This is a genomic window from Ruminiclostridium sufflavum DSM 19573 (genome assembly GCF_003208175.1).
Lineage (GTDB): Bacteria > Bacillota > Clostridia > Acetivibrionales > DSM-1351 > Ruminiclostridium > Ruminiclostridium sufflavum.
Window position 1 is genome coordinate 54,859 of the sequence record NZ_QKMR01000005.1, and the last position, 16,089, is coordinate 70,947.

General features: G+C 41.7%; 13 protein-coding genes and 1 riboswitch. All 13 genes read left to right on the forward strand.

All coding sequences use genetic code 11. The features are described 5' to 3' along the window. Positions 1–4 precede the first annotated feature (4 nt). The gene (locus LY28_RS05385) at positions 5–1,153 is read left to right on the forward strand and encodes an iron-containing alcohol dehydrogenase (RefSeq protein ID WP_110461165.1); all 1,149 of its coding nucleotides are present in this window, start codon (positions 5–7) and stop codon (positions 1,151–1,153) included. A gap of 49 nt (positions 1,154–1,202) precedes the next feature. Continuing rightward, positions 1,203–2,474, forward strand: a complete 1,272-nt coding sequence (locus LY28_RS05390) for a class-III pyridoxal-phosphate-dependent aminotransferase (protein WP_110461166.1) — start codon at positions 1,203–1,205, stop codon at positions 2,472–2,474. A 4-nt stretch (positions 2,475–2,478) separates the two neighbouring features. Continuing rightward, complete coding sequence (locus tag LY28_RS05395; protein WP_110461167.1) at positions 2,479–3,483, forward strand: phosphotransferase enzyme family protein; 1,005 nt, start codon at positions 2,479–2,481, stop codon at positions 3,481–3,483. Further along, positions 3,476–4,261 (forward strand): glucose 1-dehydrogenase, encoded by a 786-nt coding sequence (locus tag LY28_RS05400; RefSeq protein ID WP_110461168.1) that lies wholly within the window; start codon positions 3,476–3,478, stop codon positions 4,259–4,261. Before LY28_RS05395 ends, LY28_RS05400 begins: the two co-directional genes overlap by 8 nt. A gap of 210 nt (positions 4,262–4,471) precedes the next feature. Next, positions 4,472–6,259 (forward strand): indolepyruvate ferredoxin oxidoreductase subunit alpha, encoded by a 1,788-nt coding sequence (gene iorA, locus LY28_RS05405; RefSeq protein ID WP_110461169.1) that lies wholly within the window; start codon positions 4,472–4,474, stop codon positions 6,257–6,259. Next, complete coding sequence (locus tag LY28_RS05410) at positions 6,256–6,861, forward strand: indolepyruvate oxidoreductase subunit beta (RefSeq protein ID WP_110461170.1); 606 nt, start codon at positions 6,256–6,258, stop codon at positions 6,859–6,861. Before iorA ends, LY28_RS05410 begins: the two co-directional genes overlap by 4 nt. Positions 6,862–7,006: 145 nt before the next feature. Continuing rightward, complete coding sequence (locus LY28_RS05415) at positions 7,007–7,471, forward strand: methylglyoxal synthase (RefSeq protein WP_110461171.1); 465 nt, start codon at positions 7,007–7,009, stop codon at positions 7,469–7,471. A 155-nt stretch (positions 7,472–7,626) separates the two neighbouring features. Then, positions 7,627–8,868: a phenylacetate--CoA ligase family protein gene (locus LY28_RS05420; protein ID WP_110461172.1), complete on the forward strand. Its 1,242-nt coding sequence runs from the start codon at positions 7,627–7,629 to the stop codon at positions 8,866–8,868. A gap of 246 nt (positions 8,869–9,114) precedes the next feature. Then, positions 9,115–11,019 carry an efflux RND transporter periplasmic adaptor subunit gene (locus LY28_RS05425; protein ID WP_110461173.1) on the forward strand — a complete coding sequence of 635 codons (1,905 nt, stop codon included), beginning with the start codon at positions 9,115–9,117 and terminating at the stop codon, positions 11,017–11,019. A gap of 160 nt (positions 11,020–11,179) precedes the next feature. Further along, a complete protein-coding gene (locus LY28_RS05430) occupies positions 11,180–11,857 on the forward strand; it encodes an ABC transporter ATP-binding protein (RefSeq protein ID WP_110461174.1) in 678 nt (225 codons plus the stop codon). Further along, complete coding sequence (locus tag LY28_RS05435; RefSeq protein ID WP_110461175.1) at positions 11,858–13,036, forward strand: ABC transporter permease; 1,179 nt, start codon at positions 11,858–11,860, stop codon at positions 13,034–13,036. Between the two features lie 31 nt (positions 13,037–13,067). Next, positions 13,068–15,053: an S-layer homology domain-containing protein gene (locus LY28_RS05440; protein ID WP_110461176.1), complete on the forward strand. Its 1,986-nt coding sequence runs from the start codon at positions 13,068–13,070 to the stop codon at positions 15,051–15,053. 215 nt (positions 15,054–15,268) lie between these two features. Further along, a riboswitch (THF riboswitch) is annotated at positions 15,269–15,382 on the forward strand. A gap of 154 nt (positions 15,383–15,536) precedes the next feature. Then, on the forward strand, positions 15,537–16,058 hold the full coding sequence (locus LY28_RS05445) for a folate family ECF transporter S component (protein WP_110461177.1): 522 nt from the start codon (positions 15,537–15,539) through the stop codon (positions 16,056–16,058). The last annotated feature ends 31 nt before the right edge of the window (positions 16,059–16,089 follow it).

The following is a 16,089-nucleotide window of genomic DNA, read 5'->3' on the forward strand; positions in this document are numbered from 1 at the left end:
ATTCATGAAGGATTTCACATTTTCTGTCCCGCAGGATATAGTATTTGGTATCGGCAGTCTTTCAAAGCTGCCCATGCTTTTGCAAAAAATCGGTTCGGGCAAGGTTTTGATTATTTCAGGGAGATTCCTTGAAAGGCTGGGAGCAGTTAAAAAGGTAGCTGATATTATCGAAGCCAGCGGGATATCCTATGAAACATTTTTGGAGGTTGAAGCTAATCCCTCTATTGAAACTGTAAAGGCTGCCTCAGAAGCATATAAAAAAAGCGGAGCCACAAGTATCGTTGTTCTGGGAGGCGGAAGTCCTATGGATGTTGCAAAAGCCGCAGGAGTACTGGCAGGGTTTGGCGGGGAGGTAACGCAATACGAGGGCGCAGACAGGGTTCCCGGTAGGATAGATCCCATTATTGCTATTCCTACAACTGCCGGAACAGGAAGTGAGGTTACTGCTTTTTCTGTTATAACAGATAAAACCAGAAATTATAAGCTTACAATTTTCAGCAATAAATTAATACCGGAGTATGCACTGCTTGACCCGGAGCTGATAATGTCATTGCCTTCGGATATTGCGGCAGCAACCTGTATGGATGCTCTTGTCCATGCCTTGGAGGCTTACTTGTCAACAGCGGCATCACCTTTTTCAGATGCAATGGCGGAAAAAGCACTGGAGCTTATAGGAAAGAGTATACGGCCTTTTGTTTCAAGCAGGAATAATGAAGAAGCTGCTTCCGGTATGATGCTCGGGAGTATGTTTGCAGGAATAGCTTTTGCATGGGCACGGCTGGGAAATGTTCATGCAATGGCACATCCACTGGGAGGTTTTTTTAATATTCCTCATGGGATGGCAAATGCCATATTGCTTCCTGTAATTTTAGAATATAATGCCCTTACCGATACGGGTAAATATGAAAAAATATATAACTGCATAAAAAGAAGCAAAGCTGCAAGAATGAATTTTACTCCAAAGATACTTATTGAAGAAATCAGAGAGCTTAACCAGAGCCTTGGAATCCCGGCAGCACTTTCTGAATTGGGTGTGACAGAAGATACAATTCCGGATATGGCAAGGGATGCAATGAAGAGCGGAAATATTCTTGTCAATCCCAGACAGTCTACTCAGAAGGATATAGAGATGCTTTACAAAAAGGCATTATAAATCCCGGCTCTGATATCAATTATCATTTTATGAAACAGGAGGGAAGCACATGTTATTGGATAATCCCGGCATTACAAAAAGAAGTACACTTGAAAAAAGCGAGAAGTTCTGGAATCCAAGTAAGACACAGGAATGGCAGAAGAAAGGCATTAATCTTGTTGTAGGGAAAAGAGAAGGATATTATTTCTGGGATATGGAGGGGAAGAAGTATCTTAATATACACATAAACGGCGGAACATACAATCTGGGACACCGTAATCCCGAGGTTATTCAGGCAATGCTTGATGCGGCGGAGGAATTGGACATAGGCAATCATCATTTTCCGTCGGTTGCCAGAGCAGAGCTTGCGGAGCAGCTTGCATCGCATTGCCCGGAGGCTTTGCACTATTCGGTATTCTCCACCTGCGGCGGAGAGGCTGTGGATGTGGCAATAAAGAGTGCAAGATATGCCACAAAAAGGAAAAAGGTTATTTCTATCAAGGGCTGTTATCATGGCCACACAGGACTTGCGGTTTCGGCGGGCGACGATGTTTTCAAGGATCCTTTTCTGTGCCGGGGCGAAGAGGGAATGTTCGTTCAGGTACCTCTGAATGATATAGCAGCAATGGAGGAGGAGCTGAAAAGGGAAGATACGGCCTGCGTTCTCGTTGAAACTATTTTGGCGACTTATGGCTTTCCCCTTCCAGCCGAGGGCTATTTGAAGAAGGTTAAGGAGTTATGCGGGAAATATGGTGCATTGTATGTGGCGGATGAGGTTCAGACCGGATTAATGCGCACGGGTAAAATGTGGGGTTTTGAGCATGAGGGCTTCGAGCCTGATATTATTGTTACTGCAAAGGGCTTCGGCGGAGGCATTTATCCCATATCGGCGACAATATTGAATGAAAAGGCTGCAAAATGGCTTTTTGACATAGGAAGACTGCACGGCTCAACCTGCGGCGGTTCTGAAATAGGCTGCTGTGTTGCTTCAAAGGTGCTGGAAATAACAGCAAGACCGTCAACTGCCGATAATATAAGGCGCAACACAGCTTATCTGGAAAAAGGAATCGGAGAGCTGCAGAAAAAATACAATGATTTCTTTACGGGCTTTACACAGCGCGGAGTAATAATGGGACTTGAATTTGCCTGTGAGGATGCTTCTGTTTCGGTTGTAAAGCCATTGTACGATAATGGTGTCTGGTCTCATAATTCACGGCTTCATCCTAATATTCTGCAGTTAAAACTGGGTCTTTTATGTGATGAGGCCTTCTGCACCGAATTATTTGAAAAAATGGATACAGGTATAAGGCAAGCCAGAGATAAAGTCTTGCATAAGGGGTGAGCATATGAGGTATGCGTTTGATACGCCTGACGAAATACTTGCTTCTGTAAAAGCCTGTTTTCCGGTATTATACAATATTGAATCTGCATATTCAATTTCCCTGCTGAAATTTTCTGAAAATTATACTTTCCTGATTGATTTGAAAGGCGAACAGAGGATTTTCCGGGTCAACAGGCCCGGGTACCACACCTTGGAGGAGCTTAAATCAGAAGTATCATGGATGGATACTCTCAGAAGTGAAACCGGACTGATTTTTCCCGAGGTTATATGCGGCAGGAATAAGGAACCGGTGCAAAGCTTTAGAAATGAGCAATCTGGAAGAATATACTTTTGCAGCATGTTCACCTTTATGACCGGAAACATTGTCGGAAGCCTGAGCGGAGGGGAGCTTCTTGAAAAAATGTGCAGCATAGGCGAAATTACGGCAAAACTCCACAAGTGCAGTATTAAAAATAATTTTAAGCTCAAGAGGTTTGAGTGGAATTTTGAAGCTTTTTTCGGAAATAATCCGCGTTGGGGTGATTGGAGGAAATTTAAAGAGCTGACACCCTATGAGATTAAATTGATAGGAAAAGTAATTTTTGTTATGAGGAACAGACTTGAAAAATTCGGGAAAAATTCTGCCAGATACGGTCTGATACATTCTGATTTGCACTTGTCAAATATAATTGCAGAGGGGGCTGCGGTCAAAGTGATTGATTTTGATGACTGCGGTTACGGATGGTATTTATATGACTTGGGGTGCAGTCTGGTTGAATATAGCAATGGCTTGGAGGAATTGATTGATAGCTGGCTTAAAGGCTATGAAAAAGAGAGACCTCTTTCGGAAGAGGAAAAGGAAGAGCTTCCGACCTTCGTTCTGATGAGGAGAATAATACGGCTTGCATGGCTTTCAAGCCGCTCTGACAGTGATACGGCAAAAAAACTTGACAAGGATTACCTGACAAAGACTATAGAATTGTGTATCAAGTATTTAACGGCAAACGAACAGGAGGTATTATATGGGTAAGCTAAAAGGAAAGATTGCTTTTATTACGGGAGGAGCGGCAGGCAACGGCCGGGGAATTGCAGAAAGCTTTTTGAGGCAGGGAGCGGAGGTTATACTTGCCGATATATCGGATACAGTATTTACAACAGCCGATGAGCTGGGAGAAAACGTATTTGCTTATCAGCTTGATATCACAAAGCCCCATGATGTGAATAATTGTGTGGCTGATGCTGCCGCTAAGCTGGGAAGGATAGATATACTGGTTAATAATGCAGGTATCGCGAGATTTTCTAAGTTTATTGACATTGAAGATAAATTAAGGGATTTGCAGTTTGATGTTAACATAAAGGGTACTTGGAATTGTACAAAAGCAATATTACCGCATATGATTAATAATAAATACGGACGTATTATCAATATGTCCTCGGTGACAGGCCCATATGCAGCCGATCCCGGCGAGGTGGCATATGCAACGACCAAGGCTGCAATTATTGGATTTACAAAGGCTCTGGCTATTGAGACGGCACAGCATAATATAACTGTAAATGCTATTTGTCCGGGTTATATTCTGACCTCAATGGTAAGGCACAGTGCCGGGGAATCGAATCCTGTCAATCCTCAGGCGGTTATTGACGCAATAGCTGCCGGAATACCTATGAAAAGGCTTGGAACACCCGGGAATATAGGTGATTTGGCAGCATTTCTTGCCAGCGGTGAGGCTGACTATATTACAGGAACCGATATTATTATTGACGGAGGAAACGGTATTCCTGAAACAAACTCAATGGGACTCAGATAAATTGCTTGCTTTTATTAATAATTAATTCAGGTTTTCCGATAAACGGAGGACCTTTTTTGCTGTGTGATAAATATTAACATAAAGTATTTAACTGTTTTTTAAAAATAAGTTTATAAAAAATTAAAGATATTATGTTATAATTCTTAGTGTATTGTTTTAAAAGGGATGCAGGAATATTTACAATTGGCCGCTTGGCCTTTGGAGGTTAAAATGAGTAAAAAATTGCTTATGGGCAATGAAGCAATAGCGTTAGGTGCTGTCAGAGCCGGGGTGAATATCGTAACGGGATATCCGGGAACTCCTTCTACCGAGGTGCTTGAGACCATAGCGCATAATAATCCGGGAGATTTGTATGTCGAATGGTCTGTAAATGAGAAGGCTGCAATGGAGATCGCAGCAGGAGCTGCGTACAGCGGGGCAAGAACTATGGTAACAATGAAGCAGGTGGGATTGAATGTGGCATCTGATCCATTGATGTCTCTGGCTTATATAGGGGTTAAGGGAGGAATGGTAATTCTGGTTGCGGATGATCCGGGACCTTTTTCATCTCAGACGGAGCAGGATACAAGACATTTTGCAAAGTTTTCCAATCTTCCTGTGCTTGATCCGGCAACACCGGAAGAGGCTTATGAAATGGTTCAGTATGCTTTTGAGCTTTCTGAAACGGTTAAATTGCCTGTGTTTTTAAGGCCTACAACCAGAGTGTGCCATGCATGTGCAACAATTGAAACAGATAATGAAAGAATAAAGCATAAGCCGGAAGGCTTTGAAAAGAATCCTGACTGGGTTATATTCCCCAATCTGGCTTATAGAAAGCATATACACATAGAGAAGCTCCAAGATGATTTGAGTGATATATTCTCCAAGCTTAGGTTTAACAAGGTATATGGAGCCGGCAGACTTGGAGTTGCGGCATCAGGAGTGGCTTATACCTATGTTGCTGAGGCTGCTGAAAAGCTAAAGGCAGATGTAAAGGTGTTTAAGGTTGGAACGCCTTATCCGCTGCCTAAGACTCTGGCGGAAGATTTCCTTGAGGGCTTGGACGAAGTATTGGTATTTGAGGAGCTTGACCCTGTTGTAGAGGAAGAGTTGATTTTATATTCTGCGGCTAACGGCAAAAAAGTGAGGATTTCAGGTAAAAAAACTCAGCACCTGCCATGTGCGGGAGAATATACGTTTGAATTGGTTTATAGTGCATTGGCAAAATTTATCGGAGTTGAGGAAAATAATACCGAAAGGGAAGCTTTGCCTTTACTTCCAGTCAGACAACCGGTACTATGCGCAGGCTGCCCTCACAGGGCCTCCTTCTATGCGGTCAAGATGGCTATGAAGGGGCAGAAAGCAGTGTTTTCGGGAGATATAGGCTGTTATACCCTTGGCAATGCAAAGCCTTTGGATATGGTTGACACATGCCTGTGCATGGGAGGCGGAATAACCGTAGCGCAGGGAATTCACAGAACACAGCCTGATACAAAAAACATATCCTTTGTTGGGGATTCAACCTTTTTCCATACAGGGATACCGGGAATTGTCAATGCCGTTTATAATGATACAGATATTACGGTGATTATACTTGATAACAGTACTACTGCAATGACGGGTCATCAGCCTCATCCCGGAATAGGGAAAACCATGATGAACAGTATTTCGGAAAAGGTGGATATTTACGGTGTTATTAAGGCATGCGGCGTAAAGCATATATCAAAGGGAAACCCTCTGGATTTTGAAAAGGCCGTTGAGCTGATAAAGCAGGCAGCAGAATTCAAGGGACCTTCGGCGGTGATTTTTGAAGCCCCCTGCATAGCATTGTTTAAACCTGCTGTGCTGTACGAAGTTAATGATAATTGCAGGAACTGCAAAAAATGTATTACTTCCATCGGATGTCCCGCAATTTCCATTGCAGACGGAAAGGTTAATATAGAGCCTTCTCTCTGCTATGGCTGCGGTTTGTGTACGAGTGTCTGTCCATTTAATGCTATCGGGAGGTGTGAAAAATGATTGGCTCAAAATATGACATACTGATAGCCGGTGTCGGCGGACAGGGAACTGTCCTTGCATCAAGGCTTATTGCGGCAGCTGCAATAAAGCAGGGAAGCTTTGCAAGGACTTCTGAAACAATAGGCATGTCACAAAGAGGAGGCTGTGTTGTCAGTCATGTCAGAATTAACAGTGAAATGTCCGGCTCCATAATACCTAATTACAATGGTGACATGCTTATCGGCTTTGAACTGGCGGAAGCTGCACGAAATATGCAGAGGCTCTCAAGGGAAGGCTGCTGTATAATAAATACCCAGGTAATAAAGCCTGTATCTGCTTCGTTAGGAGCTTCACAATATGATGCGGAGGAGATTGCCGGATATATTAAAGACAACACAAAAGAGCTATATTTTATTGATGGCTATGAAACAGCAAAAAAAGCAGGCTCAGTCAAGGCTGTGAATGTTGTTCTTTTGGGTGCGGCGGCAGCTGTCGGTAAAATGCCTTTCAGCAGGGAGGCTATTCTTGAAGCAATAGTTGAAAATGTACCGCAGAGGTTCAGGGAGCTTAATGAAAAAGCTTTTGTAATGGGGTTTGACAGCATTTTGTCACAGCAAAAATGAGAAGGTGGTATTTTGTGCAGATATCAGGCGGCAGGTTAACTATATATTTATTGGTAAAAAGGTTTGTACTTAATATATATACATTGCTCAAGAAACATTGTTCAAAGAGAAGCGGCATATTTAATATAATTCAGGAGGTATAAAAATGAGCATAAACAAGCTGGGTAAACAGAAGCATATAGCTTTAATAGCACATGACAATAAAAAGGATGATTTGATAGCCTGGGCAAAGAATAACAGGGATGCTCTCGGCAAGCATTTTTTGTGCGGAACAGGTACAACTGCCCGCTTGATAGCTGAGAACACCGGGCTGCCGGTTAAGGCCTATAAAAGCGGGCCATTGGGAGGCGACCAGCAAATAGGAGCACGTATTGCAAACGGTGAAGTTGATTTTATGATATTTTTTTGGGACACATTGACTTCGCAGCCTCATGACACTGATGTAAAGGCTTTGCTGAGAATTGCGGTGCTGTATGATATCCCTGTGGCTATGAGTCAGACTACAGCAGATTTTCTTTTGTCATCTCCTTTAATGGATGAGGAATGTGAGCGAAAAGAAATAGATTATTATGCAAGAATCAGAAAACAGAATTTCAGCGGGACACTTTAGATTTGTTCTGTTGAGATAGACATTTTCAGCGGCATTTTGTATAATAATAGATAAATTAACTCAACTTTCCGCAGATAAGTTCGAGCACTGATATGCTTTTTTGCAGGAGAGCCGGGTAAGTTAAACAATAATTTGAAGAGAAGAGATGAGTAATGATGAGTGGCGGTCAGTTTGAACTATTTCAGAAATTGCTTTCAAATGTTAATCAAAACAGCCTGTTTTACAAGGAGAAGTTTGAAAAAAACGGTATAAAGGTTGAGGACATAAAAGCTCCGGAGGATATAAAGAATATTCCGTTTACTACCAAGGAAGAGCTGAGGGACGCCTATCCTCTAGGGTTGCAGGCAGTTTCTGATGAGAAGGTTGTGAGAATTCATTCTTCCTCAGGTACTACCGGAAAGCCTATAATAATCCCTTACACTGCTCAGGATGTTGAGGACTGGGCTGTGATGATGGCAAGGAGCTTTGAAATTGCAGGTGTTACTCCCTTGGACAGGGTACAGATTACCCCGGGTTATGGTTTATGGACAGCCGGAATCGGATTTCAGGCCGGAGTTGAGAAGCTTGGTGCTATGGCAGTACCTATGGGGCCGGGAAATACTGATAAGCAGCTTCAGATGATGATGGATCTTAAATCAACTGTAATAATAGGAACCTCCTCATATGCTTTAGTATTGGCAGAGGAGGTTGAAAGAAGAGGAATCCGCTCTGAAATCAAGCTGAGAAAAGGTGTTATAGGCTCTGAACGCTGGGGAGAAAAAATGAGACAGCGTATAAAAAATGAGCTTAGTATTGAAATCTATGATATATACGGACTTACAGAGATTTACGGGCCGGGTATCGGGATTGATTGTGACTGCCACGAGGGAATGCATTATTATGATGACTATTTGTATTTTGAGATAATTGATTCCGAGACAGGAGAGGTTCTGCCTGAAGGCGAGACAGGTGAGCTGGTTATTACAACATTAAGAAAAGAAGGTGCACCGCTTGTAAGATACAGAACCAGAGATCTGACAAGAATAATCTCAGGGAAATGCAGGTGCGGCCGCACATATCCCCGTATCGACAGGATAATCGGGCGTACGGATGATATGGTCAAGGTCAAGGGTGTTAATATTTATCCGGGGCAGATAGATGAAGTTCTCAAGGAGGTTGAAGGAGCCAGCAGTGAATATCAGATACTGATAGATCATATCAACGGGAAAGACGTTATGACGCTCAAGGTTGAATATAATTCGGACGGTGATACTGACCGTTCTGATATTGAGGATAATATAGTGGATATCTTTAAAAAGAGAATAGGGATACAGATTATCGCTGAAGTCAGCGGAATAGGCAGCTTGCCAAGAAGTGAAAAAAAGAGCAGGAGAATTATAGACTACCGTCATTGCTAAAAAACCGGTATTTTGTCTTTCATAGACTTTGAAATATAATAAGTTTTTAAAAAGCAGATATATGCATACAGTTGCATATGTTTGCTTTTTTTTGTTTGAACTTTCTTTACAATAAGTGCTTACAGGCCTTAGTACTTCACATATTATTCACAATTCAAACACAGGTTTTTCATAAAGATGAAATAAAATATTAACATGAAAGAATTTGAAAAGTTTGCCTAAAAACCAATTGAAGAGGTGGAGTTCATGCAAAAGAGTATAAAGAAAAATAGGTGGAGTCGTAAGAAAATTATTACGTGTTCCATTATTGGCGCAATTGTTGTTGCAGCCGCTGTGACAGGATTTACTCTGACAAAAAATAACGCTTTAAAAAGCAGTTCAGCCGGTGCTCAGAGAACGACAAAGGTTACAAAAGGAAATATCGAGGTCAGCATCAGCGGTTCGGGTACCATAACCTCAGCAAATACATCTGATTTGATGTCCAATGTTGAAGGTAAAATCATTAAAGCCTATTTTAAAGAGGGAGATACGGTAAAAGAAGGTGATTTGCTGTACGAAATAGACGATAATGATGCACAGCTGAATATTCAGAAAATAGAAAATTCTATCAGTCAGGCTAAGCTTAGTTCAGGCAGCAATGACAAGAAATATGACAGCTTGGTAATAACAGCGCCTTTTGACGGAAGAGTAACAGATATACAGGCAGAAAAGGGTGAAAGTGTAAACAGCGGCAAGAGCCTGTTTACTATAACCGACACTTCAAAATTGACAATCTCGGTTCCCTTCAGCAAGTCAGATGTGCAGGAAATAAAGGTGGGACAGAAGGTTCAGATTAATTTGCAGCAGCAATTTGACACAATAGAGGGTGTTGTAACAGAAATTGCAGATAATACATATACAGCTTCAAATGGCGGAATTGTTAAAAATGTGGAGGTTACCGTGACAAATCCCGGAACCCTGACAGATTCCTCAACTGCAAGCGTAAGCTTGACGACTGCCAAGGGTGCGGAAATAACAAGTCAGGATGTGGGGATCTTTTCATATGCAAATAAAAAGACTGTTCAGGCTGCAACGTCAGGAGAGTTTTCAGCTGTAAATATCAAGGAAAATCAATATGTGAAAAAAGATGATGTTCTGATAAAAATTGATAATGATGATTTACAGGTCACAACAAAGACAAATGATTTGAAAATGCAGGATTTGCAGAATCAATTGTCTGCGGCAAAAAAGACATTGGAAGACTATAAGGTATATGCTCCGTTTGACGGCACGATTTCTTCCATTACTGCCGAGCAGGGAGACAGTCTTGAGCGGGGCGGTGCTCTCCTGAGCATAAGGGATTTTAACCAGATGCAGTTTACGATATCTGTTGATGAGCTTGATATATCCAAGGTGGAGGTGGGGCAGGATGTTTCGGTTACTGTGGATGCACTGACGGAAACAACTGCAGACCCTCTGAGCGGAAAGGTTATTTACAAGGCGATGGAAGGCGCGTCATCCAATGGTGTTGCCACATATGATGTTACAATAAAAATCAATGAAACTGAAAACCTGCTTGCAGGTATGAATGCAAATGCGACAATAACCTTGGATAAAGCAGAGAATGCTTTGGTTCTGCCTCTTGAAGCAGTAAGCCAGAGAGGAAGCAAGTCTTTTGTGTGGGTGAAGAGCTCCTCGTCCGGAGGGAATCAGCAGGCTCAGACAGGAGAAGGCAAGGGCGGAAGCAGGGAGGCTTCAGGCAGCTCGGATAATGCCAAAAAGCCTGATGCCGGAACCGGCGAAGACAGCAAGAATACACAAAAACAAAACAATGGCAATTCAGAAGGAACAGAAAAGATGCCCACTGTGTTCTCCCAGAATCAGGAATACTATGCTAATGCAGAAATGGTATCTGTCGAGGTGGGATTAACAAGTGATACTTATATTGAGATAAAAAGCGGATTATCGGAAGGTGATGAGGTTATTCTTCCGCCGCTTGTTGAATCAAGCAATGGCGAAAGCAGTGAACAGAAGTCCTCCGGAGGTTTTAACATGGGCGGTATGAGCGGCGGCATGAGCGGCGGCATGCCAAGCGGCGGAGGTGGTATGCCAGGTGGCGGGGGCGGTATGCCTTCAGGTGACAGGACATCCAGCGGCAGCAGAAACAGGTAGGTCGGTATTAACTGGCATTGCTTTTGCTGTGCTCAAAGCATAAAATTTGCTTGCTTAGGTTCAAAAAGCAATACGCTTGCTTATAAAATTTAAAAGGGGGACCGGAGCCATGCCTTGCAATAAAAAGTATTTACCCTAATACGTGGGTGTGGACATAATTATGATAAGAATAGAAAATATGTGTAAGATTTATAACATGGGCGATAACTCTGTTTATGCATTAAATGATGTTTCGCTGCATGTGGCAGAGCATGAATTTGTCTCAATTATAGGTCCTTCCGGCTCAGGGAAATCCACATTGATGAATATGCTGGGCTGTCTGGATGTCCCAACATCCGGAGAGTACTATCTGGACGGAAAGGAAGTAAGCAGGCTGAGAGATAACCAGCTTGCAGAGATAAGAAACTATAAAATAGGATTTATTTTTCAGGGATTCAATTTGCTGAAAAAGCTTACGGCTGTTGAAAATGTTGAATTGCCGTTAATTTATCAGGGTATAGGGCATAGGGAAAGAGTCAGGAGAAGTACAGAGGCGCTTGAAATGGTAGGCCTTGGAGACAGGATTCATCATACTCCGAATGAATTATCCGGAGGGCAGCAGCAAAGAGTTGCCATAGCCAGAGCCCTTGTGAGCGACCCTCCTTTAATACTGGCAGACGAGCCCACAGGAAATCTGGATACAAAATCCGGTGCGGATGTTATGAAAACATTGCACTTTCTACATGAGAAAGGAAACACTATTGTACTGATTACGCATGATAACAGTGTAGCCGCCCAAGCTCAACGGATTATCAAGATTCAGGATGGTCAGATTATTGAGGACAAGGAGGCGGTGTAGATGGGCTTTATTCAAGCCTTCAAAATGGCAATAAAGAGTATTGTAAGCAACAAGGGCAGGTCTTTTCTTACAATGCTTGGGGTAATAATCGGTGTGGGTGCTGTTATTACGGCAGTAGCCTTTGCACAGGGAAGTACTTCCAGTATAACCGATTCCATCAAAGGACTGGGAAGTAATCTTATTAATATATCCATTACAGGCAGAGGCAGTAACAGACAGATTACTTATGAGCAGCTGCAGAAATATGCGGATGAAAACAGTGATACCATCAGCCTGCTTGCACCTACAGTGAGCAATTCAATGACTCTTAAAGCAGGAACTTTGAGCAGAACGGTAACAGTCATAGGAACAAGTGAGGAATATGAGTACATAAAGAGCAAGCATGTTTCATCGGGGAGATACATTACTTCCTTTGATAACGACAACAAGCTTAAAACAGCAGTTATAGGAACAGCTGTAGCAAATGATCTGTTTGCCGGAGTCAATCCCGTAGGGCAGACAATGAAAATTAACGGACAGGAATTCAAGGTTATAGGGCTTTTGCAGGAGACAGACGGCAGTCAGGACTCGGGCGATGATGATCAGGTGATCATTCCGGTAACGGTTGCCCAGAGAATCAGCAGAAACGGCACTATCAGAAATTTTACCATTCAGGCGGCAGATGCGGAACAGGTAGATGCTGTAATGGAAAATATTAAAACATATTTAACATCTGTATACGGTGATGAGGATTTGTTCAATGTGATGAATCAGGCAGAGATACTGGATACTCTTAGTTCGATTACAGATACCCTGACAGTGGTGCTTGCCGGAATTTCAGCCATATCTCTTGTTGTGGGAGGCATAGGTATAATGAACATTATGCTGGTGTCTGTAACAGAGAGAACGAGAGAAATAGGTATAAGAAAAGCTATCGGAGCAAAACGAAGGAGTATATTGGTTCAGTTTTTAATTGAGGCTGTAATGATGACAGGTCTTGGAGGGCTTCTCGGTATATTGATTGGAGTTAGCATCATCCACTTTATTATCGGTGGATTAAACATAACAACAGAGGTATATTCACCATTCTGGATGATGCTCTCTTTCAGTATATCATTAGGAGAAGGGGTTCTTTTCGGAATTTTCCCGGCATACAAGGCAGCAAGCTTGAATCCTATTGAGGCCCTTAGATTCGAATAATAATTATTAAAAAACCAGGAGGTTGAAAAGAATGCTTAAAAAGATTATTACCCTTACAATGATTGCCGTTCTGTGTATTTCAACTACATTTTCATATGCGGCGGCAGGGACACAGGCTGAGTCTGCTCAGTCAGCTTGGAAGGACTCACTTTCCAAGCTGGAAGTAATGGGTATTATAAATGAGTCTGATTTAAATACCACAGGAAAGATGTCCAGAGATATTTTTTCAAAAATAATAGTCAATTCGACGGGAAATTACGAATTGGCACAGTCCTTGAAGGGCTCCACCACTTTTTCGGATGTATCAAAGACCTCTGAATTTTGCGGATACATAAATGCAGCTGCGAATAAAGGCTATTTAACCGCATACGCCGACGGAAAATTCAAGCCCTCAAGCAATATTTCCTTTGCCCAATTGTGTACTGCCATGATTGGAGCACTTGGGTATACAAGTAACGACATAATCGGAATCTGGCCGAAAGGGTATATAGATAAAGCTAAGAGCTTGGGGCTTACTTCCGGCTTTAGCTACAAAACTTATGATGAAGTGCCTGCAACCAGTATTATTATTATGATTGGCAGAATGCTGGGCACAAATGTCAAGAAAGCCAATACAAATGATGCGGATGTTACTCTGAAGGAATGGGCAGGATTAACAAATGATCAGGCTAATTGGGTTTATGGTGAGCCGGAGGTTGCTTTCAACTTTAATCCTAACACCAGAAAGCTTGGAAATATCACCTTTAAAGCCAACATACCTGTTCTGAGAAATACAATTGACAACGGTGTGTCCCCGGCTGCAAGTGTAATCGGTGAAAAGATTTCATTAAGTGATATCAAGGATAAGGATGTTGTTTACGAGGTTTATAACAAGCTTGATGTTTTAATATATTATCTGGTAATTGACAATAAAATTGAAGGTGAGATCACAAGTATTCTTCCAAACAAATATGCGCCTACGTCGATTAAAATAAATGATGTAAATTATGATTTGGGTGAATATGCAAAAATAGAAAAATTCAATTCAACAGACGGCTCCTTCAGCGTAGGGGACCATATATCCGCTGTATTGGGCTATGATGGCAAGGTTGTGGATGTATACTTGGTCGAAGATGATAACAATAAGGAATATGCATTTGTTGTAAACTGCAAAACAAAGGTATCCGAAGCAGCCGCTGATTACGGGAAAACGTATTATACGGTTGAGCTTATGCATGTGGACGGAACGACGAAGTCCTACAAGGTTCAAGAGGATGCAAGTGATTATAAGTGGAGGCTTGTCAAGTATTCAAATATTGATGACGACACAGTAACGCTTTTGAATCTTAATTACAGAAGTGACTCTGAAATTGTAATAGACAGGTATCAGGAAAAAATAGGCCAGAGCTATACCGCAGATAATGTAAAAATCTTTAATTACACTGATGAGAGTGTTGATTTGATTAAATGGGAGGATATACCTGACGGTACGTTGGCTGCCGGGAAAGTTAAATATCTGGCAACTTCGGGTGACTTCGGGGATGTATGTGTTATTCTGACAAACGACATATTCAACCAGCAGTACAAAAATTATGTGGTAAAAAGTATAAAGGAGCCAAGCGATAAGAATCTTGCAGATGAAAATTCGGCATATTACCAATACAGCCTTGTGTCAGGTTCGGAAAATTATACTTATGTATCAAAAACCGGAACCGGTATATCCGGGGCTATAATCGGTTCTGTTCTAAGCATGAAGATGTACAATAATAAAGTAAGCACCTTTTCGAAGGTTGCTACTCCCGACACCTCAGGCATACGCGTTCAGGCTGTAGACAGCAAGCGTATCAAGATGAATAACAGTGTATATATGTTTGACTCAAATGTAGCCATATATCTTAAGGATTACAAGGGAAACCTGACCTCCATAAAGTATTCGGATATCACTGTAAATATAGATTACGCGTTAATAAAGCTTTATTTTGACAGGCCTATAAATAATGGAGGAAGAGTTCAGGCAATAGTTATTTCACAGAATTAGCAGGAAAGTATAAGCTGTAGTCAATATTTGTAATTTACACGAGTAATATAAAAATCCCCGGCTTAAGTTGCAGAATAAAATGCTTTTAAGTCCGGGGTTTTTTAAAGGAATATTATTTAAAACGCTAAAAGTGGGCTATGATATAATTGCTATTTTTATAGAATATTTGTATTGATTTTGTAGCTGATCTAATATAAAATAAACAAAGAAAAATTGGCAGAGTAGATTTTTGCGCGTTAAGTGCCGGAAGGACGGGAAGTTGCCTTTCGGACGAAAAGTATAGACCTTCGTTGTTTATATTTGCGGTGCAGATTTCGCATTCCGCTGTCACAAAAAGAGCATACCTCTTTATGTGGCTTTTTAACATACGCAGCGCTGTGTTAAGCTTGCGTTGTTTATTGTAATTGAGGGCCTTTGCATTGGCAATGCCGGTTTGTGGTCTTGCAGTGCCTATGCCCGTAATAAAAAGGAGGTAATGCTTTTATGCATGATAAAACAAGAAATATTTTATTTGTAGGTCTTTTTGTCGCACTTGAAATTATTTTAACAAGATTCACTTCAGTAGAAACTCTCACTGTGAGAATATCCTTTGAGTTCATAGCCGTCGCTCTTTCCGCGATATTATTCGGACCTGTCACAGCCGGCACTGCAGCAGCAGCTGCTGATATATTGGGTATGATTATTTTCCCCAAGGGGCCTTACTTCCCGGGCTTTACTTTGAGTGCCTTTGTTTCGGGTATTTTATACGGACTGATTCTATACAAAAAGAGAATAACCCTTGTCAGGACATTTTTTTCGGCCCTTGCGGTGATAGTAATTACAGGACTGATAATGAATACAGTCTGGCTCTTTTATCTTTATGGAAATGCAGCATATGCGGGTTTGGCCTCAAGATTAGTCAAATGTACAGTTTTTTTGCCGATACAAACAGTTATGATTTATTTTACATGGAAATATTCAGGAGCTTTGATTAGCAGAACTATTAATCAGAGGCAGAGCTTTTAAAGCAGTAGCGCTTCAGGCCTAATCCAGCGGT